Annotated in this window: 19 protein-coding genes; 6 read left to right on the forward strand and 13 right to left on the reverse strand. The window is 71.3% G+C overall.

Annotated elements, in window-relative coordinates:
• Positions 1–820, forward strand: an 820-nt coding sequence (locus tag ACFQU3_RS10905) for an HNH endonuclease (protein WP_385909607.1), incomplete at its 5' end; no start/stop codon positions are given.
• Between the two features lie 89 nt (positions 821–909).
• Entirely contained in the window at positions 910–1335 is a 426-nt protein-coding gene (locus ACFQU3_RS10910; RefSeq protein ID WP_385909609.1) for a hypothetical protein, read from the forward strand.
• A gap of 9 nt (positions 1336–1344) precedes the next feature.
• Here ACFQU3_RS10910 and ACFQU3_RS10915 read toward each other — a convergent pair whose 3' ends face one another.
• Complete coding sequence (locus tag ACFQU3_RS10915) at positions 1345–1863, reverse strand: DinB family protein (RefSeq protein ID WP_385909611.1); 519 nt, start codon at positions 1861–1863, stop codon at positions 1345–1347.
• 10 nt (positions 1864–1873) lie between these two features.
• On the reverse strand, positions 1874–2173 hold the full coding sequence (locus tag ACFQU3_RS10920) for a hypothetical protein (protein WP_385909613.1): 300 nt from the start codon (positions 2171–2173) through the stop codon (positions 1874–1876).
• Between the two features lie 66 nt (positions 2174–2239).
• Between ACFQU3_RS10920 and ACFQU3_RS10925 the strand changes: the two genes are divergently transcribed.
• The gene (locus ACFQU3_RS10925; protein ID WP_385909615.1) at positions 2240–2623 is read left to right on the forward strand and encodes a VOC family protein; all 384 of its coding nucleotides are present in this window, start codon (positions 2240–2242) and stop codon (positions 2621–2623) included.
• A 2-nt stretch (positions 2624–2625) separates the two neighbouring features.
• Here the strand turns inward: ACFQU3_RS10925 and ACFQU3_RS10930 are convergent, their stop codons facing one another.
• Positions 2626–3468 carry a uracil-DNA glycosylase gene (locus ACFQU3_RS10930; protein WP_385909617.1) on the reverse strand — a complete coding sequence of 281 codons (843 nt, stop codon included), beginning with the start codon at positions 3466–3468 and terminating at the stop codon, positions 2626–2628.
• A 126-nt stretch (positions 3469–3594) separates the two neighbouring features.
• Between ACFQU3_RS10930 and ACFQU3_RS10935 the strand changes: the two genes are divergently transcribed.
• Positions 3595–4083 carry a sigma-70 family RNA polymerase sigma factor gene (locus ACFQU3_RS10935; protein WP_385909619.1) on the forward strand — a complete coding sequence of 163 codons (489 nt, stop codon included), beginning with the start codon at positions 3595–3597 and terminating at the stop codon, positions 4081–4083.
• Positions 4080–4778: a zf-HC2 domain-containing protein gene (locus ACFQU3_RS10940; RefSeq protein WP_385909621.1), complete on the forward strand. Its 699-nt coding sequence runs from the start codon at positions 4080–4082 to the stop codon at positions 4776–4778. The genes ACFQU3_RS10935 and ACFQU3_RS10940 overlap by 4 nt, the downstream gene beginning before the upstream one ends.
• A gap of 195 nt (positions 4779–4973) precedes the next feature.
• Here the strand turns inward: ACFQU3_RS10940 and ACFQU3_RS10945 are convergent, their stop codons facing one another.
• Genes ACFQU3_RS10945 through ACFQU3_RS10970 form a run of 6 tightly spaced genes read right to left on the reverse strand, consistent with a single transcriptional unit; the run spans position 4974 to position 13033 of the window.
• Positions 4974–5981: a glycoside hydrolase family 43 protein gene (locus ACFQU3_RS10945; RefSeq protein ID WP_385909623.1), complete on the reverse strand. Its 1008-nt coding sequence runs from the start codon at positions 5979–5981 to the stop codon at positions 4974–4976.
• Entirely contained in the window at positions 5978–8308 is a 2331-nt protein-coding gene (locus ACFQU3_RS10950; RefSeq protein WP_385909625.1) for a family 43 glycosylhydrolase, read from the reverse strand. The genes ACFQU3_RS10945 and ACFQU3_RS10950 overlap by 4 nt, the downstream gene beginning before the upstream one ends.
• A 10-nt stretch (positions 8309–8318) precedes the next feature.
• Positions 8319–9146 (reverse strand): carbohydrate ABC transporter permease, encoded by an 828-nt coding sequence (locus ACFQU3_RS10955; RefSeq protein WP_385909627.1) that lies wholly within the window; start codon positions 9144–9146, stop codon positions 8319–8321.
• The gene (locus ACFQU3_RS10960) at positions 9143–10135 is read right to left on the reverse strand and encodes a carbohydrate ABC transporter permease (protein WP_385909629.1); all 993 of its coding nucleotides are present in this window, start codon (positions 10133–10135) and stop codon (positions 9143–9145) included. Before ACFQU3_RS10960 ends, ACFQU3_RS10955 begins: the two co-directional genes overlap by 4 nt.
• A 4-nt stretch (positions 10136–10139) precedes the next feature.
• Entirely contained in the window at positions 10140–11510 is a 1371-nt protein-coding gene (locus ACFQU3_RS10965) for an ABC transporter substrate-binding protein (RefSeq protein ID WP_385909631.1), read from the reverse strand.
• Complete coding sequence (locus tag ACFQU3_RS10970; RefSeq protein WP_385909632.1) at positions 11507–13033, reverse strand: alpha-N-arabinofuranosidase; 1527 nt, start codon at positions 13031–13033, stop codon at positions 11507–11509. Before ACFQU3_RS10970 ends, ACFQU3_RS10965 begins: the two co-directional genes overlap by 4 nt.
• A 187-nt stretch (positions 13034–13220) precedes the next feature.
• Between ACFQU3_RS10970 and ACFQU3_RS10975 the strand changes: the two genes are divergently transcribed.
• A complete protein-coding gene (locus ACFQU3_RS10975; RefSeq protein WP_385909634.1) occupies positions 13221–14252 on the forward strand; it encodes a LacI family DNA-binding transcriptional regulator in 1032 nt (343 codons plus the stop codon).
• Here ACFQU3_RS10975 and ACFQU3_RS10980 read toward each other — a convergent pair.
• The 4 genes from ACFQU3_RS10980 to ACFQU3_RS10995 form a co-directional block, all read right to left on the reverse strand.
• Entirely contained in the window at positions 14249–16879 is a 2631-nt protein-coding gene (locus tag ACFQU3_RS10980) for a tetratricopeptide repeat protein (protein ID WP_385909636.1), read from the reverse strand. The genes ACFQU3_RS10975 and ACFQU3_RS10980 overlap by 4 nt on opposite strands.
• Before the next feature lie 92 nt (positions 16880–16971).
• Complete coding sequence (locus ACFQU3_RS10985) at positions 16972–17616, reverse strand: DUF305 domain-containing protein (protein ID WP_385909638.1); 645 nt, start codon at positions 17614–17616, stop codon at positions 16972–16974.
• A gap of 87 nt (positions 17617–17703) precedes the next feature.
• Positions 17704–18123, reverse strand: a complete 420-nt coding sequence (locus tag ACFQU3_RS10990; protein WP_385909640.1) for a DUF6153 family protein — start codon at positions 18121–18123, stop codon at positions 17704–17706.
• Entirely contained in the window at positions 18123–18629 is a 507-nt protein-coding gene (locus ACFQU3_RS10995) for a DUF4396 domain-containing protein (protein ID WP_385909642.1), read from the reverse strand. Before ACFQU3_RS10995 ends, ACFQU3_RS10990 begins: the two co-directional genes overlap by 1 nt.
• Between the last annotated feature and the right edge of the window lie 32 nt (positions 18630–18661).

The following is an 18661-nucleotide window of genomic DNA, read 5'->3' on the forward strand; positions in this document are numbered from 1 at the left end:
CGCGCTCGACGGTGACGTGCTCGACCCGCGACGCTGCGTCACCGACGGCGGCCCACCCCGGATCACCTGGGCCGACGCCCTCACCCTGCTCGCAACCCGATCCCTCGACACCGCCGCCACCGACACCCCCGCCCGCCGGTCCCGCTACCGGGTCCAGGTCCACCTCGACACCGACGGCGGCTGGCTCACCGGCCGACCCCGCCTACCCCAGCACATCGTCGACGGCCTCACCTGCGACGGCCAGCTCACCCCCGTCTGGGAGACCGACGGACACCCCGTCAACGTCGGACGCACCCACCGCGTCGTCCCACACCGCACCCGCATCCTCGTGCTGGACCGCGACCGCGGCTGCCGCTACCCCGCCTGCCGCACCGGCCCCAGAGCCCACCTCGAGATCCACCACCTGACCCACTGGCGCGACGGCGGACCCACCGACCTGACCAACCTGCTCGGCCTGTGCCCCTTCCACCACGACGGCCACCACCGCGGCGACTTCACCATCACCGGCGACCCCACCCGCCCCGACGGGCTGCGCTTCCACACCCGACACGGCCTGCTCATCGGCCCACCCCAACCACCGCCACTCCGACGATCCGCCGGCCAGCCCCAGCGCCGACCCGCCGAACACGCACCCGCCACCGCGACGCCCGATACCGGACCTGCCCCTGGACCCGTTTCGCTCGGTCCGGGCCACCGGCAACGCGCTCAGCGACGCCCGCGACCCCGCCTGGGCCGCCACTACCCCGCCCCCACCGGCGCACCCCTGCACCTGCGGCTCGTCGACTTCACCCCACCCCGCGCCACACCACTCCGCCGCTGACGCTCAGCCACGCCGAGCGGATCCCTGCCACCACGAGTCGAGTACCGGTACCCACGCGCGCGCGGTCCGAGCGCGCGGATCCTCGGTCCATGAGCAGTGCAGCTCCACACGGCCCGGTGCGCGTGCCAACCGGGCTGCGCTCCGGAAACCGTCGTCCCAGCCTCTCGCTGGCGTGGTGGGCCCTCGCGTGCGCGTTCGTCACGACGGCCGGGCTTGCTGTGATTGCCTGGGTGCTCCTGGTCCTCGACGCGCTCACCTACGGCGTCAGCCAGGTGTTCGCCGCCACCGTGGATCCGCCGTTCACTGACCTGTATGGCGCAGCCTTCGCCATCGCTGTGGCCGTCAACCTCGTCGGCACGCTCGTGCTGTCCCGGCTCGCGCTGCGCACGTCGGCTGCGGGGTGGCCTCCGGCCCTCGCAGGGGCGCTCGTCGCGATGGTCGCGGGGGCGGTCGCCACCTGCGCACTCCTGCTCGCGCTCGGCATCAACCCGGTCACCGTCGTCACCCACGGCTGAGCGCCCCTCTTACCGGGACTCGCCGACCTCGCCGTCGTGGAGCTCGCGCCAGATGTCGAGGTGGCCGGCGTGCCGCGCGTACTCCTGGATGAGGTGCAGCAGGATCCACTGCAGCTGCGGGGCCGCGGCCTCGTCGGTGAACCGGCCCCCGACGGCCGCCCGGTCGGTCAACGCGTGCGCCTCAGCGATCCGGCGGGTGTTGCCCCCGGCGCGGCGCAGGCGGCTCGCCAGCTCCGTGACATCCACCCGAGGAGACACCCATCCGTCGTCCCCGTCGTGGTCGCGCCAGGGGTCAGAGATGTCCTCGGCGACGAATCCCCATCGCATCCATCGGCGCTCGACGTTGGCGAGGTGGTTGACGAGTCCCGCCGCCGTCCACCCGGACGGGACCACACTCACCTGCACGGTGGCGGCGTCGAGGCCGTCGAGCTTGTCGATGACCGCGTCTCGGTAGAAGTCGAGGTAGGTCAGGAGCAGTCCTCGCAGGTCCGCGGTAGCAGCCGGTTCGGGAAACGGTGTGGTCGCCATCCCGGCATCGTCATTCATTCGGACCCCCTCGTGGCGGCTCGAAAGGTCCTCTGCGTTGGCGACGCGACTGGACGAAGGCGATGAGGACGCACACGACGAGACCGAGCACGAAGAGGATCGGCGCCGCGAAGTACCCGAGGAACAGGACGAGGTCGGCAGGAGTCAGCGTGCAGCCGAAGCCGAGGCCCGAGCACTGCCCCGACGCGTTGTAGTCGGGCAACGTGACGTGCAGGACCGCCACGAGCAGCGCCGGGAGCACCCACAGCAGTCCCAACGTCACGGCATACGGACGGACGGAGCGCGAGGTCATGCCCTCCACCCTTCGCCGGTCCCGCGAGACCGGCAACCGCACGACTACCCAACGACGCTCGCGAGCATGGCCACCCACTGGACGCTCGGCTGCGACGCCAACGACCCGCACCGCGTCGCGGCCTTCTGGGCCGCGGCGCTCGGCTACGTCCCGGAGGCCGGCTACGACGACCCGGACGGCGCGTCCATCGTCGACCCCGATGGGAAGGCCCCCGCGATCGGCTGGCTGCGCGTGCCCGAGGGGAAGACCGCCAAGAACCGGCTGCACATCGACATCCGGGTCGCGGGTGAGGGCCCGTGGGACCTGGCCGAGCGCGAGCGCCTCATCCGCGCCAAGGTGCCCGAGCTCGAGTCGCTGGGGGCGACGGTCGTGCGCGAGGAGTACCACGACGACGTCATCGGGCACGTCGTCATGCTCGACCCGGAGGGCAACGAGTTCTGCGTCGCCTGACGTCAGAGGCGGGCGATGACCTCGTCGAGCATCGCCTCGGTGAGCTTGCCGGTGAAGGTGTTCTGCTGGCTCACGTGGTAGCTGCCGACGAGGCGCACCTCGCGACCGCCGGTCGTCACGAGCACCGCTTCGGCGCCGTGGCCGAACCGCGGTTTGGGCGCCGGCACCCTCCACCCGCGCCGGCGCGCCGCCCCGATCGCCGCGTCCCACGCGATCGACCCCAGGGCGAGCATCGACCTCAGGCGCGGCTCGGACAGCTCGAGGTCGCGGTCGAGCCAGGGCGCGCACGTCGCCTTCTCCTCGGTCGTCGGCGTGTTCGCGGGCGGCGCGCACCGCACCGTGGCGACGATCCGCAGGCCGGTCAGCTCGAGCCCGTCGCCCGACGCCACCGACGTCGGCTGGCTGGCGTACCCGCCTCGGTGGAGGGCGGCATACAGCCAGTCACCCGAGCGGTCGCCGGTGAACATCCGCCCGGTGCGGTTGGTGCCGTTGGCCGCCGGGGCGAGCCCCACGACGAGCACCTCGGCGTCCGGGTCGCCGAACGAGGGGCCGGGCCGTCCCCAGTACGGCTGGTCGGCAAAGGCGGCCCGGCGTCCTTGCGTCGCAACGGTTTCACGCCACTGGACGAGTCGGGGGCACGCTCGGCAGACGCTGACGCGGGCATCAAGCTCCCGTATGCCGTCCGCTCCCTTCGCGAGCCGACGGACCGCTGCCGGGGTGCCGGCCACGGGCGTCGAGGAGTCGGCCGGGTCACCGGGCCAGCCCGACCCCGGCGGCACGGGCGACACGAAGAGCCCACCCGTCACCGGGTGCTGGGCCGGGTTCGGCATGGCGACGGGGCACATGACCCCACGCTAGGACCCAACGGGCCCCCGGCATGAGACGGTTCACGGAAGGGCACTGCTGAACCCGGCGGAGCGCGGAAGCGTCTTCGCAGCGGGGAGCACCTGTGAAGAGGAGGAGGCTGCCGCATGCCGCTCGACGAGGACGCGGTCGCGGAGATCTACCGCGAGCACGGACCGATGCTGCGTCGGGTCGTGTGGCGCGCGACGAGCGACGCCAACCGGGTCGAGGACATCGTCCAGGAGGTCATCCTGCGGGTCTGGAAGCAGGCGCCCGAGGCGGAGAACCTGCGCGCGTACCTCATCACGACGGCACGCCACCTCATCGTCGACCAGCACCGCGCCGCCGGACGCCGGCCGCAGGAGGCCCGGTTGGTCGACGTCGCCGAGGCGGACTCGGCCCTGGACCGGGCGCTCGACCAGGTGCTCGTCGAGGAGGCCCTGGGCCGGCTGCAGACGAACCACCGCGACATCCTGCGCTGCCTCTACTTCGAGCGCCTGACGGTGGCCGAGGCCTCCGACCGTCTGGGGGTGCCCGAGGGAACCGTGAAGTCCCGCGCCTACTACGCCGTGCGCAACCTGCGCGTCATCCTCGACGAGATGGGAGTGACGAGATGACCACCGGATCGGACGACCGACACATGCTGCTCGGCGCGTACGTGCTCGGTGGCCTGTCCGACGAGGACCACCGCGCCTTCAGCGAGCACCTGCGCACGTGCAGGCAGTGCCAGTCCGAGCTGGGCCAGGTGTCCGGGCTGCCTCGCCTGCTCGACCTCGCCGGCCCGGAGGGTGGCCCGCACCTCTCCACGACGCCAGCCCCCGGCGGCGCACCGCCGCCGCTCGTGACCGAGCCCGACGACCACCGCCTGGCGACCCTGCTCACGGAGGTGTCCCGGCGCCGGCGCCGGCGCCGCTCGTGGCTCTCGGGGATCGGCGCGGCCGCTGCCGTGGGCGTCTTCGCCGGCGGCGCCTGGCTCGGACCTTCGCTCTTCTCGACCGACCCGCCCACTCCCCCGACCACGCACGTCGTGGCCGCGGCCGCGCCAGGCAGCACCGTCAAGATCGACGTCGCGCTCGTGACCCGCGGCTGGGGCACGCAGCTGGACATCGACTGCGAGGACATGCCGACCGACGGCGAGGTGCTCCTGTGGGTGATCGGCCGTGACGGCAAGGAGTCGACCGCGGCCTCGTGGCGCGCGACGCCCTCCGGCTACTCCCGCGTGACGGGCGCAACTGCCCTGCGCACCAACGAGATCCGGTCACTGGAGGTCCGCACCGGCACCGGCCGGGTGCTCGCCTCGGCGCACACCTGAGGCGCGCCAGAGGGCCCGGTTCGCGACTGCGCAGGTCTGCGATTCCGGGCCCTGATGGCGGTTAACGTACCTCAACGGGCCAGCCGCCCAAGCGTTTCGGGTCGGTGCGGGGAAGCCCCCTTCCCCGCACCGTTCCCTGCCCAGATAGAGCCGTGCGCCGGGTCGCTGATACACCGACGCGGCAGAACGGATCCTTCAGAGCCAGTCCGGGAGCACGGTCCGCGGCGGCGTGACCGACACCGACTGCCCGTCGAAGGTGACCTCGCTCAGCCACATCGTGCGACCCGGCACCTCGGCGCCGATCGAGTCCGGCGCCCACGCGTGGTAGACCATGAGCACCCGTCCGTCCTTCTCGAAGAGGGCGCAGTGTCCGGGCCCGGCAGCCACGTCACTCGTCGTGAGGACCGGCTCGGGGTCCTTCCGGAAGGGTCCCGTCGGCGACGACGAGGTGGCGTGACCGACCGCGTAGTTCGCGCTGCCGTAGTCGTTGGCGGAGTAGAACATGTGGAACACGCCGTCCCGCTCCCAGACGAACGGGCCCTCGACGAGCTGCCCCTCCCACGGGAGGTCCTGCCGGAAGAGGCGTTTGGGCTTGCCCTCCAGGCGCAGCCCGTCGGTCGAGAGGCGCTGGACGGAGATCCACGCGTCGAGGCCGACCGCGTTGCCGTCGTTCTTCCAGTAGAGGTATGCCGTGCCGTCGGCAGCCACGAACGGTGACGCGTCGATCGTGCCGCCCTGGTCCTGCTCGCACACGAAGGGCTTGCTGCTCGTGTCGCGGTAGGGCCCCTTGGGGTCGTCGGCGACGGCGACACCGACGCACTGGATGGCGGGTTTGGGCGCGATCGTCGTGTAGTACATGACCCAGCGGTCCCCGAACCGGCGCGCCTCCGGTGCCCAGACCTTGCCCTTCGTCGTCCACGTCGCGAGCTCGGGCATCGCGTCGCTGCCCTGGGTCCAGGTCCGGAGGTCGTCGCTCCGGAGCGTCTGGACGTTCATGCCGTTGCCGTTCGTGGCGATCGCGACCCATCCGTCGCCGTCGGGCAGGATCTGTGGGTCGGGGAAGTTGCTCGGCCACACGGGGTTGGTCGCGGTCTCCGTCGTGGTCACGATGCCTCCGGTGGAAGGGTCGGTGGGGCTCGCCTGACAGGCCGTGGCGAGCAGGGCAGACACGGCCAGGGCGAGGACGGCTCTGCGCCGGGTCATCCCGCTGCCGGGTCCTCCGGCCACGACGACGCGTAGAACCGGAGGTGGTCGATCTCGGCGGTCACGGCGGGCGACGCGCCGCCGTGCGCGACGAGTCCGATGCGCGGGTGGGTGTCGGCGCGGAAGGTCCACGTCGCGCCCCACGTCCAGGTGGTGCCGTCACGGCTGGTGCCGGCCCGGTAGAGGTGCTCGCCCTGCTCGTTGCGGTGGTGGGCGAGCCGCAGCCACAGCGTCTCCGCCGACGTGCCGATGATCGCCCCGCCGAAGCTCGTGCGCCCGTCGGGCGCAGCGGCCGTCTCGCGGCCGAACTCGGTCTGGCGGGTGTTCCAGATCGCGACGTTGGACAGGCGCGCGAAGTCGTCGTCGTTCTCGTACGCGATGAGGCCGACCTGCTGGTAGTTGCGCACCGAGTCGGTGCCGAGGGCGAGGTGCGTCTTCGCCTCCGCGATCCAGTCGCCGTCACCGGGGGGGTCGTCGTGGAGCAGGACGCTCGCGTCGTTGCCGCCACCGACGAGGTCGGTACCCTCGACGGGCCAGCGCAGGCTCCCGCCGGAGACGGTCACGGCCGAGTTCGGCCGCACCCAGGTGAAGCCGTCCAGACTCCCCGAGTCGAACTCCTCGGCCTCGAGCAGGGCACCCGCCACGGGCACCGGCGCGAGCGTCTTCGCGTCGGTCGCCGGCGGGTTGACCACGACGTTGTCGACGACGGCTTCGCCGCTGCTGAGTCTCACCGGGGCGGACCTCGGCAGCACCGGACCGTCGAGGGTGGCGCGGGCCAGGACGTCGGCGAGGTCGCTCTCGGTGACCTCGGCGGTGAGGCCCTGCGCGGTGGCCTCGACGGTCAGGGTGCGCCACGCACCGGCGGGCAGGGCGAGCAGGCCGGCCGTCGACGACCGTACGTCTCCCCCTTCGTCGACCTGTGCGGTGAGGCGGCCACCGCGGGGGTCGACCGTCACCGTGATCACGGGGTCGCGCCCGACGTAGAGACGCAGCGGCTTGTCGCCCCGCAGGTCCAGGCGCACATGGAGGGGGCCGGCCGGTGCCGAGGCCGTCGTCGAGGCCGTGCCCTGCACGAGCGCCGTGTCACCGGAGACCAGGTCGCCGGGCCCCTCGGACAGGCCACGGAACCCGCTCGCGGCCGGGTCGGTCGGCCTGATGCCCAGACCGGATGCCAGGGTCGGACCGGGCTGCGGCGTGTCGGACGGCCCGAAGCCCGCCCGTGTCCGCGGCCAGCCGTCGACCCAGTCGAGCCGGTCGAGCAGCATGGGCCGCCGGTTGATCCCGAAGGGCTCGGTCAGCCACGGGTTGTTGCGGTCGAGGGCGTGGTACGCGATGAAGTCGCGGCCCTCCGCGTCGGTGAAGGCGGTGTGGTGGCCGGCCCCGACGAAGCGGTTGCCGTTCTGCGTCAGCACGATCGTGCCACCGACGCGCGAGGTCAGCAGCGACGTGCCCTCGGCGTCGACGAACGGCCCGAGCGGTGAGCGTGACCGCCCGGCGAAGACGGAGTAACCCGTCGTCGGCCCGGCGCAGCAGTTCGCCGACGAGCCCATGAGGTAGTACCAGTCACCGTGCCGCACGACGAACGAGCCCTCGTAGCGGTTGTCGATCGCGACCTGCGTCGCCGTGCCCACCGGGGTGAGCCCGTCGGCCGACATCCGCGTGGCCCAGAGCCCACCGAAGTAGCTGCCGAAGTAGAGGAAGCGCTGGCCCTGGGCGTCGGTGGAGCCCGCGGGGTCGAAGGTCCAGAGGAAGCCGCCACCGGGCGCCGGACGGGGCGCCACCGCCGGGGCGTCGGTCGCCGTCCACGGCCCGGACGGCGCGGGCGCGGTCGCGACACCGATCGCCGAGTCGCCACCGGGGTTGAGCGTCGTGTCGGTGACCGTGAAGTAGAGGACGTACCGCCCTGCGACGTAACGGATGTCGGGTGCCCACAGGCCCGCGTCCGCTGTCGCCCATGAGGGCCGGTTCGCCTCGGTGAAGACCGTGCCGAGGTACTCCCAGCCGGACCAGTCCTTCGTCCTGGCCATGTGCATGGCACCGGGAGGATCACCGGACTTGAGGGGGTCCGAGGTGGCGTACGCGTACCACCAGCCGTCGCGCCCGCGGATGACCGACGGGTCGGCGAAGGTGTCGGAGAAGCTGTCCGACACCGCGTTGTCGAAGGTGCTCGCGAGGGCGTCCGCGCTCGCCGCGACGGACGGCGGCACCACGGCGGACGGACTCCGGGCTCCGGACGCAGAGGGGGCTGCAACGAGCCCGAGGGCCGCGACGACGGCTGCCACGCAAGCGGTTCCGCGCCTCTGGGCGCGTGGGATCAGGGAACGCATACGGGACTCCTCAGCCCTTGACGCCGCTGCTCGCGACGCCTTCGATGACGTAGCGCTGCACGAAGACGTAGAGCGCGAGGACGGGGATGGCGGCCAGCATCGCGCCGGCCATGACGACGGGGTAGTCGATCGTGTAGGCGCCCTGGAGGCGGCTCAGGCCGGCCGGCAGGGTCAGCCGCTCCGGGGAGAAGAGGACGTAGATCGGCCAGATGAAGTCGTTCCAGTTGGCCAGGAAGCTGAGCACCGCGAGCGTGACGAGCGCCGGTCGCGCGTTGGGCAGCACGATCGACCACCAGGTGCGGAGCGGGCTGGCACCGTCGAGCCGGGCGCTCTCCTCGAGCTCCTTCGGCAGGCCGAGGAAGAACTGTCGCATGAAGAACACGCCGAAGGCCCCGGCGGCGCCGGGCACCACGAGCGCCCAGATCGTGTCGAGCCAGCCGATCTTGTCGAGGATGAGGAAGTTGGGCATGAGGAAGATGAAGGAGGGCACGAAGAGGGTGAGGATGATCCCCGTGAAGATCGCCCTCTTGAAGCGGAACTCCATGCGCGCCAACGCGTAACCCGCCAGCGAGCACACCGTGACGACGAGCAGGGCGTGCATCGACGCGGCGCCCAGCGAGTTGGCGAACCACAGCAGGACGGGGCTCGCGGCGTCCTGGAAGAAGAGGACGTCGTAGGCCCGCAGCGTCGGCTCGGCAGGGAAGTAGGTCGGCGGGACCGTCCGTGACTCGCTCTGTGACTTGAAGGAGGTCAGCAGGATGAGCAGCAGCGGTCCGACGAAGATGACCGTGAGGATGCCCAGGGTGACCCAGAAGAGCGGGCCGTTCTTGCGTCTCATGTCTTCTCCCGCAGGGCCCAGAAGTTGACCAGCGCGATGAGGGACAGGAAGACCGCGAGCACGTAGCTCATCGCGGACGCCTCGCCCATCCGGTACTGCGTCAGGCCGAGGTCGGTGATGACCATGATCGCCGTGCGCGTCGTCTCGCCCGGTCCGCCCTGGGTGATCAGGTAGCTCTGGCCGAACATGTTGGCGCTGGCCAGGACCGTCGTGATGATGATGAAGACGAGGACGGGACGCAGGCCCGGGATCGTGATGTAGCGCAGCTGCTGCCACGACGAGGCGCCGTCGAGCTCGGCTGCCTCGTAGTGGTCGGCCGGGATGTCGCCGAGCCCGGCGAGGTAGATCACGGCGTTGAAGCCCATCGTCCACCAGATCGTGACCGCCGCGAGCGAGATCCACGCGTACGGCTGCGACGTCGTCCAGGCCGTGTCGTCGGGCAGCCCGACCGCCCCGAGCAGGCCGTTGACGAGGCCGAACGACGGGTCGAGCAGGTAGCTCCACATCAGGCCGATGACCGCGACGCCGAGCACGAAGGGAGCGAAGAAGATCGCGCGGAAGAAGGTGCGCCCCGGGAAGTGGCGGTGCAGGAGCATGGCGAGCAAGAGGGGCAGCACCACGAGGAACGGGACGCTGATGAGGACGAAGAAGCCGGTCGCCCGCATCGATTTCCAGAACGCCTCGAACTGCACCGACGAGCTGTCGAAGAGGTCGAGGTAGTTCTGGGCGCCGACGAAGGGCTTGTTCGGCAGGAGGAAGTCCCAGTTGTGCAAGGAGATCCAGATCCCGAGCAGGCCGGGCACCAGGACGAACACCGTGAAGAGGGTGAGGAAGGGCGCGAGGAAGAGGTAGGGCGTGAGCCGCGAGCCGTGGATGCCCGAGGTGCGCCGGGGCTGCCCGCCCGACTCGTCGACCATCTCGACGGCACCCTCCGCGGCCGCGGCCGCCCGCCCCACGACGGGGGCGGGCTGGCCTGACGTGGTGCTCACGGTCTCAGCCGCCGTACTTCTTCTTGTTCGCCTCGAGGATCTTCGTGGCCCGCCCGGCTGCGTCGCCGAGGACCTTCGCCGGGTCCTGGCCGCCGTTGATCGCCAGGTTGAGGGCCTTGTCGAACTCCGGCATGGCATCGCCGATGCCTGCCACGGCGGGAAGGAAGTGCAGGTCGTCGATCTGCGTCGCGAGCGTCGACTGGTCCTTGAGGGCCTTGAACTCCGCAGACTCCCGGACGCTGTTTCGAGCCGGCACCTGGCCGCCCTTGGCCCACTCGATGCTCTTCGTGCTGATCCAGTTGAGGAAGACGCGGGCCGCGGTCGACTTGTTCTCGTCCGGGGTGCGCAGGGTCGGCAGCACGAACTGGTGGGACCCGGCCCAGGCCGCCTTGGTGCCACCGATGTTCGGCAGCGGGGCGACCCCCCACTGCAGGCCGGACTTGGCGCCGAGCGTGTTGATCGTCCAGATCCCGTTCCAGTTGAAGGCGGTCTTGCCGTTCTCCAGCGCGACGAGGTCGGCGTCCTGGGCGATCTTGGGCGCGGAGTGACCGTTCTTGACGAGGTCCTGGAACCACGTCATCGCCTTGACGCCGGGCTCGTCGGCCCACAGGACCTCGCTCGCGTCGTCGGAGAAGAGCGCCCCGCCGAACTGGTAGATGAGCGACTGGACGGTGAGCCCACCGGTGAACGGGAAGGGACTCGCCCAGTGCCCCTGCAGGCCCTTGGACTTCATGGCGTCCAGCGCGGCGCCGTACTCGTCGGCGTTCGTCGGCGGCTTCTCGGGGTCGAGGCCCGCCTTCTCCATGACGCTCTTGTTGTAGAAGAAGCCGAGTGGGTGCACGTCGAGCGGGATCGAGTAGCGCTGGCCGTTGTAGAGGCCGGCCTTCCACGGCACGGGCGCGAAGTCGGTCTCACTCAGCTTGAGGGCGCTCGCGACGTCGTCGAGCGGCTGGATGACCTTGCGGGCGGCGTTCGTGGCGACCGAGTCGACGTGCATGATGCCGATCTCCGGGCCCTTGCCGGACGTCACGGCGGCGGGCAGCTTGGTGTAGTAGTCGGCCCACTGCATCGTGTTCATGCTGACCGCGATGTTGGGGTGCTCCGTGTTGAACTGGTCGACGAGCTTCTTCATGAACGGCCCGTCACCGCCCGTGAAGCCGTTCCAGAACTGCAGCGACACCTTGGGCCCGCTGTAGCCCGTGGCGCCACCGGCGCCACCGGGTGTCTGCGGGGCCTGGCCGGGAACCCCGCTCGATCCGGAGCCGCACGCGGCGAGGCCGGCCGCACCGGCGAGTCCGAGGGCGCCGGAGAGGATCGTCCGCCGTGCGAGCGGGCCGCCAGGAAGCGGGGATGGGGTGGTGGTGTGGTTGGTCATTGGACGGTCCCTTCGATGAGACGGATGCAGTGCCAGGAGGTGGGTGGCAGGGTTGCCGTGAGGGTGGTGCGGTCGACCCGCGCGTCCCCGGCGCGCGGGGTGACCCGGTCGGGGTCGTCCTCGGTGTTGGTGGCCGAGGGGTCGTCGTCGTGCACCACGAGGTGCTCGACGACCGTGTATGCCGTCGGGTCGGCCCCGACGGCTGCCGCGACGTCGAGCGCGAGCTCGCACGGCTCGGTGCGGCTGCGGTTGACCACGAACACGGCGAGGTCACCGGACTCGGGGTCGTGCGTCGCGGTGACGACGAGCTGGTCGACGGGCCCGAAGGCCTTGGTCTCGACCGTGTCGCACCGGACGGCGGGACGGAGCACGGTGCCCCGGGCGTGCTTCGCCATGAGTGCGAAGGGATGGAAGATCGTCTGCCGCCAGGCGGCTCCGCCGGGACGGGTGACGATGGGGGCGATGACGTTGACGAGCTGGGCCTGACAGGCCATGGCGACGCGGTCGGTGTGCTGGAGCAGGGTGATCAGCAGGCTGCCGACGACCACGGCGTCAGTGACGTCGTAGACGTCCTCGATGAGCTCGGGGGCCTCCCGGATCTCGAGCGAGCTCTCGCCGTGGAAACGCTCCTGGAACCACACGTTCCACTCGTCGAAGGAGACCATGATGCGCTTGTCGGAGCCCTTGACCGCGGCGACGTGGTCAGCCGTGGCGACGACCGACTCGATGAAGCGGTGCATGTCCTCGCCGCTCGCGAGGAAGGAGTCGACGTCGCCGCCGATCGGCTCGTAGTACGCATGGGCCGAGATGTGGTCGACGAGGTCGAAGCACCGCTCGAGCACGACACGTTCCCACGTGCCGAAGGTCGGCATGCCTCGGTTCGAGGAGCCGCAGGCGACGAGCTCGAGGGTGTCGTCGACCCGGCGCATCGCTCGCGCGGTCTCCTCGGCGATGCGTGCATACTCCTCGGCGGTCTTGTGCCCCATCTGCCACGGACCGTCCATCTCGTTGCCCAGGCACCAGACCCGGATGTCGTGCGGCTCGACGTGGCCGTTCTTGGCGCGCCGGTCGGGCAGCGAGGTGCCGGTCGCCCCGTTGCAGTAGAGGAGCAGCTCGATCGCCTCCTGCACCCCGCGGGTGCCGAGGTTGACCGCCATCATGGGCTCGACCCCGACATCGCGGGCCCAGTCGACGAAGTCGTCGGTCCCGACCTGGTTGGTCTCGACGGAGCGCCACGCGAGGTCGAGCTGGGTGGGGCGGTCGGCCCTGGGCCCGACGCCGTCCTCCCACCGGTAGTTGGAGACGAAGTTGCCGCCCGGATAGCGGACGGTGGTCACGCCGAGCTCTCGGACGAGCTGCGCGACGTCGGTGCGGAAGCCGCGCTCGTCCGACTCGGGATGGTCGGGCTCGTAGATCCCGGTGTAGACGCACCGGCCCATGTGCTCGACGAAGGAGCCGAAGATCCGTGGCCGCACCGGCCCCACCGTGAAGGCGGGGTCCAGCCGTACTGTCGCTCTTCCCATCCGGTCCTCCTTGACCGTTCGGCATGGGCCTGGCTTACAACGGTTACCCAATTGCGCTCGAGCGAAAATTACAACGGTTACCGAAACCTGTCCAGAGGTGCTCGAGGCGCTCACGACGGCGGGCTGCTGGCGCTAGCCTGTTCCACGACGGGATCGGCCCGGGGGCTCGCACGGACGGAGGTCACGGGTGGCTGCACGGCTCAGGGATGTCGCGGAACGTGCGGGCGTCTCGGTGAAGACCGCCTCGAACGTCCTCAACAAGCACCCCCACGTCAAGGCGAGCACCCGTGCACGTGTCGAGGCTGCGATGGCCGAGCTGCACTACCGGCCCAACCTCTCGGCGCGCAGCCTCAAGCACGGCCGGGCCGGCTTCCTCGCCCTCGCCGTGCCGGCGATGGACTCGCCGTACTTCGCCGAGCTGGCAGCACGCATCACGGAGGAGGCGGCCGCCCTCGGCTTCATCGTCCTGCTCGACGTGACCGGCGGCGACGCCGACGCCGAGCGAGTCGTCCTGGAGGGCATGCGTTCGCACGTCATCGACGGCGTCATCTTCTCGCCGCTCGCACTGTCCGCCGACGAGATCAGCCGCCGCGCCGACGACCTGCCGATGGTCCTGCTGGGTGAGCGCCCCGTCCCCAGGGGCTTCGACCACATCGCCGTGAACTCCGTGGCCGCGGCGCGCGCCGCGACGGAACACCTTGTCGCACAAGGCCGGCAGCGGATCGCAGCCGTCGGTCGCGAGTCCACGAAGGGCACCGCGTCCGAGCGACTTCGCGGCTACCGCCAGGCCCTGAAGGCGACCGGCCTCCCCTACGACACCGACCTCGTGATCAGCGTGCCGCACTTCGAGCGAGCCGACGGCCACGCCGCGATGCAGCAGCTGCTCGACCTGCCCGAGCGGCCGGACGCGGTGTTCTGCTTCAACGACCTCATGGCCATCGGGGCGCTGCGCGCCTGCGTCGAGGCCGGGGTCACGGTGCCCGAGGAGGTCGCCATCGTCGGTTTCGACGACATCGCCGAGACGCGCTACTCCAACCCGACGGTCACGACGATCTCGCCCGACCTGACCGGACTGGCTCGGGCAGCCCTCGCGCTGCTGTCCCGCCGCATCGACGGCGACCGCGGCGACGCGGAGGAGGTCGAGGTCGGCTGGACCCTCGAGGCCCGCGAGACGACCCTCGGCGTCCCACCCCGTCCGGGCGTTCGAGCGAACGGCTAGGTGCCGGAGATCTCGGCTGCTTCACCGAGGGCACACGGCACGGTGAGCGCCCTGCCCTCGCGGTCGGCGTCAGCCGCGGCGTCGCCCAGTGCCTGACGCGACACGGTGAGCTGTCGTTCGAGGAAGGCCCGGTCGAGGTCGGTCAGTGGCATGTCTCCTACCGTGCGCTGTTCGTCTGCGCAGGCGGCCAGCCGAAGGGCCCGCACGTGGTCGCCGACCGTCGATGCGGCATACGCCAGCAGCTCGATGACGCCGAGCGTGAGGTCGGGATCGCCGTGCTCGGTGACGGAGGCAGCCAGGACGCGCAGCAGCTCCATCGCCTCTGCGGGGCGACCGGAGGCGAGCAGTGCGCCCGCCAGGTTGACGCGGTCGGCCGCGACCCCCCAGGCGTTCCCGAGCTCGAGGTCGAGGCGCTCGGCCTCGGCGAGCATCGGCAGGGCGGCCTCGGGGCGGCCCGCGTCGATCTCGAGCAGCGCGAGGTTCGTCAGGGCTGTCGCCTGGCGCTGCAGGTTGTGCAGGGACCGCGCGACCTCCACGCTCTGCTTGAGCAGGGCTCTAGCGCGGTCGGTGTCGCCGAGGCTGCGGTAGGCGACGCCCAGGCTGTTGAGGGCCTTCGCCTCCCCGGTGCGGTCGCCGGCGCGACGCCACAGCACCAGCGACTTGGCCAGCACGTCCCTGGCGCGGCCGTCGTCTCCCTGTTGCAGGAGCAGCAGGCCGAACGAGTAGAGCAGCTCGGCCAGCTGAGGACCCTGGTGCCCGGCCGCGGCCCGGCTGGCGCGCTCCAGCCAACGGCGGCTCTCGGCGTCGTACCCCGTGACGTACCAGTACCAGCCGAGCGCCGTGCAGAGCCGGATCCCGGTGGCGATGCGCCCCTCGTCGGGCATGTCGTTGCCGGGTGCATCTCCGAGGGACCAGTCGAGCGCGGCTCGGAGGTTGTCCATCTCCAGCTCGATCGACCCGCGCCCCGCGATGGCGTCAGGCCCCTTCATCCGCTCCGCGGCGCGTTCTGCCAGGGCCACGTAGTAGTCCGCGTGCCTTCGCTGGCGGTCCTCGAGCTCACCGTCGTTCGTGGCGAGCTCCCGGGCGACGGAGCGGACGGTCTGCAGCAGCCGGACGCGCGGCCCGGCCGGGTCGTCGTCCACACGCACGAGGGCGGCGTCGAGCAGACCGGACACCGCGGAGAGCGACGACGGGACGTCGAGGACTGCGGCGACCGCCTCGAACGTCCCGCCGGTGCTGCCGAACGCGGCGAGCGCGCGGAAGGCCCGCTGCTCGTCCACCCCCACCATCCGGTAGCTCCAGCTGACGGTCGCCGGCAGGGTCTGCTGCCGCTCCGGATGGCCGGGCAGCGGCAGTCCCAGCGCCTCGTCGAGGTGGTCGAGGAGCGCTCTGGGGGACAGCAGCCGAACGCGGGCGGCGGCGAGCTCGACGGCCAGCGGCAGCCCGTCGAGGCGGCGGCACACGGCGACGACGTCGGCGACGTTGTCGTCCGACAGCACGAAGCCCGGGTCCGCCAGCCGTGCCTGCTGCACGAACAGCTGCACCGACTCAGCTCGGCCGGCCACCTCGACGGTCGGTGTGCTGCGTTGCGCTGCGGGCAGGCCCAGCGGCGGCACGGGGTACTCCTGCTCCCCGACGACGCGAAGAGGACCCCGGCTGGTTGCCAGCAGGCACAGGCACGCCGTCGCACTCAGCAGCCTGGTGACGACATTCGCCCCGGAGCGGGGCAGCTGCTCGAGGTTGTCGAGGACCAGCAGCACCTTCCGGTCGCGGAGGTGCTCCATCAGCTCGACCTCGGTGTCGCTGGAGCGACCGAGCGTCTCAGCGAGCGTCCTCCACGCGACGGCGTCGTCGGTCGCGGCGGACAGGTCGACGAAGTGGACACCCTCGAAGTGGGACGGAGCGAGCTTCTCCGCCACCGAGATCGACAGTCGTGTCTTGCCGGCGCCACCGGGTCCGGTCAGCGTGACCAGCCGATGGTCGTGCGTCGTCAGCAGGGCTCCGACGGCCGCCAGGTCCGCATCGCGCCCGACGAGCGGGGCCGGTGGCGTCGGGAGGTTGCCCGGTGCCCCCAGACTGCGCAACGGCGGAAAGGTCGCGCGCAGCCCGGGGACGACGAGCTGGCAGAGGTGCTGCGGGTCGACGATGTCCTTGAGGCGGTGCACCCCGAGGTCCAGCAGGGACGTGCCGGGCGGCAGCCGGTCCGCGACGTCCTGCGCCGTCGCCTCGCTCAGCACCACCTGCCCGCCGTGCACCGCAGCGGACACGCGTGCCGCCACGTGGACGTCGAGCCCGACCAGGTTGTCCTCGAAGGGTTCCGGGTGGCCGGTGTGCAGCCCCATCCGCACGCGCACCGCCACGCCGTCGGCCCAGTGGTGGGCCTCGAGGGCGCGCTGGCCGTGCGCCGCGGCGGTGACCGCGTCCGCTGCGGATCCGAACACGACGAAGAAGCTGTCGCCCTCCGTCCCCACCTCCCGGCCCTGCGCCTGCTCGAAGGCCCGGCGCAGGATCCGGCGGTGGGTGGCGAGGACGTCCGGGTAGGCGGACCCCAGCTGGTTGAGCAGCCGCGTGGACCCCTCGATGTCGGTGAAGAGCATCGTGAGGCGGGTGGACGGTGGGTCACCCATGCGCTCATCATCGATGCAAACCCACCCTCACGCCAGCGAGACTGCCGCGCGCCGGGGACCGGCGTGCCCAGTCCCCGGCGCGCCGGGACGGGTCAGCCCGAGAGCTGGGCCTGCAGCCCCTTCATCGTGGCGATCTCCTTGGTCTGCCCGTCGATGATGGCCTGTGCCAAGGCCTTCGACTCGGTGTTGGACCCGGCCGCCAGCTCCGTCCGAGCGGCCGCGACCGCGCCCTCGTGGTGGCGGATCATCATCGTGAGCCACATGCCGTCGAACGTGGCACCCGTGGCCTTGCCGAGGGCATCCATCTCCTCGACGGACATCATGCCCTCCCCGTGCATGCCGGCGTCGTGGTTCATGCCCTGCGCCTCGGGCACGGGCTCGCCCCAGCCCCGCAGCCATCCGGACATCTGTCGGATCTCGGGATCCTGCGCGTCCTTGACCTGCTCGGCCAGGGCCTTGACCTGGGCGTTGCCGGCGCTCTTCAGTGCCAGGTCCGCCATGGTCAGGGCCTGACCGTGGTGCGGGATCATGCCTGTCGCGAAGGCGACATCGGCATCGTTGTGCGCACCGGCCGCCGGCGTGCCGGAGGCGGTGGTGCCGCCGGTCGCAGCCGCCGTCGCGGTGCTGGAGTGGTTGCTCATGTCGTGGCTGCCGGGGTCGGTGCCGCCGCAGGCGCTCACGGTGAGCACGCCGGCCAGGGCCACGGGCAGCGCGAGGACGCGCATGGTGGGGTTCATCGGGTGGTTCCTTCCATCGTCTGTGTCTGGTGTGCTGCCGGGGTGTGCCGAAGACCGCCGACCCTCGGGTCGACGGGTGGTTTCGGCCTAGACCCGGAGCACGCCCAGCTGTGACAGGGAGGGAGCCGACAGGCCGGGCGGGGCCCGCCCGGCCAGAATGAGGTCTCGCCGACGGTCGTGCGCGAACGGCGAGCGCTCCCGTCCGCGCAGCAGCAGGCGGCCAAGCAGCAGGAGCGCCAGCCCGGTGAGCACGGCCAGGCACATGGCCGCCATCGCGTGGCTGTCGGCGGCCGCGACCAGCTGTGACAGACAGGCGCCGCACCGGCCGCTGGCGTCATCTGCCAGCGGGCTGGTGTGGACTGCACCGGGCTCATGGGCCGCGCTCACACCATGCACGCCGGCGACCCGTGAGTGCCCGGCACCCATCGAGTGCATGGCGACAACGGCCGCGATCAGCATCCCGAGTCCCATGAGACCCACGACCGCTCGCAGCCGCTGGGGGCGCATCACGAAGCGTGGTGGTGGTGCTCGTGGACCACCGCGTGACCCTTGCCCCGTGCGATGAGCCACCGGTTCACCGGCACGGTGACGACGAAGGCGACCACGAACGAGACGGCCAGCGCACCCCAGAACAAGACGTCGGCGAGTCCGGCCTCCATCGCGCCGGGCACCAGCAGCATCACCGAGTTGTCCATGATCTCCATGACCGTGATCGACACGGTGTCGGCCGCCAGGGCCACGGTGATCGCACGTCCCCACGTCAGCCCGGCGCGGCGCACCGGCCAGACGGTCAGCGAGTAGCCGAAGAAGAACGCCAGCACGATGGCCAGCACGATCGTGGCGCCGTTGGACCAGCCCCACCACGTCCCCAGCACCATGCCGAGCACCTCACCGATGGCACATCCGGTCAGGCAGTGCAGCGTCGCCGACACCGCTTGCCGTGTCAGCTCTGCGCCGTTCGTGGGCGTCGCGCCCATCGACGTGTGCTGCTCCTCGTGGTGGGGAGTGCTCATCGGTCAGCTCCTTCAGGTCGGTCCGGTGGCGC

The organism is Terrabacter sp. GCM10028922, assembly GCF_042666095.1.
Lineage (GTDB): Bacteria > Actinomycetota > Actinomycetes > Actinomycetales > Dermatophilaceae > Terrabacter.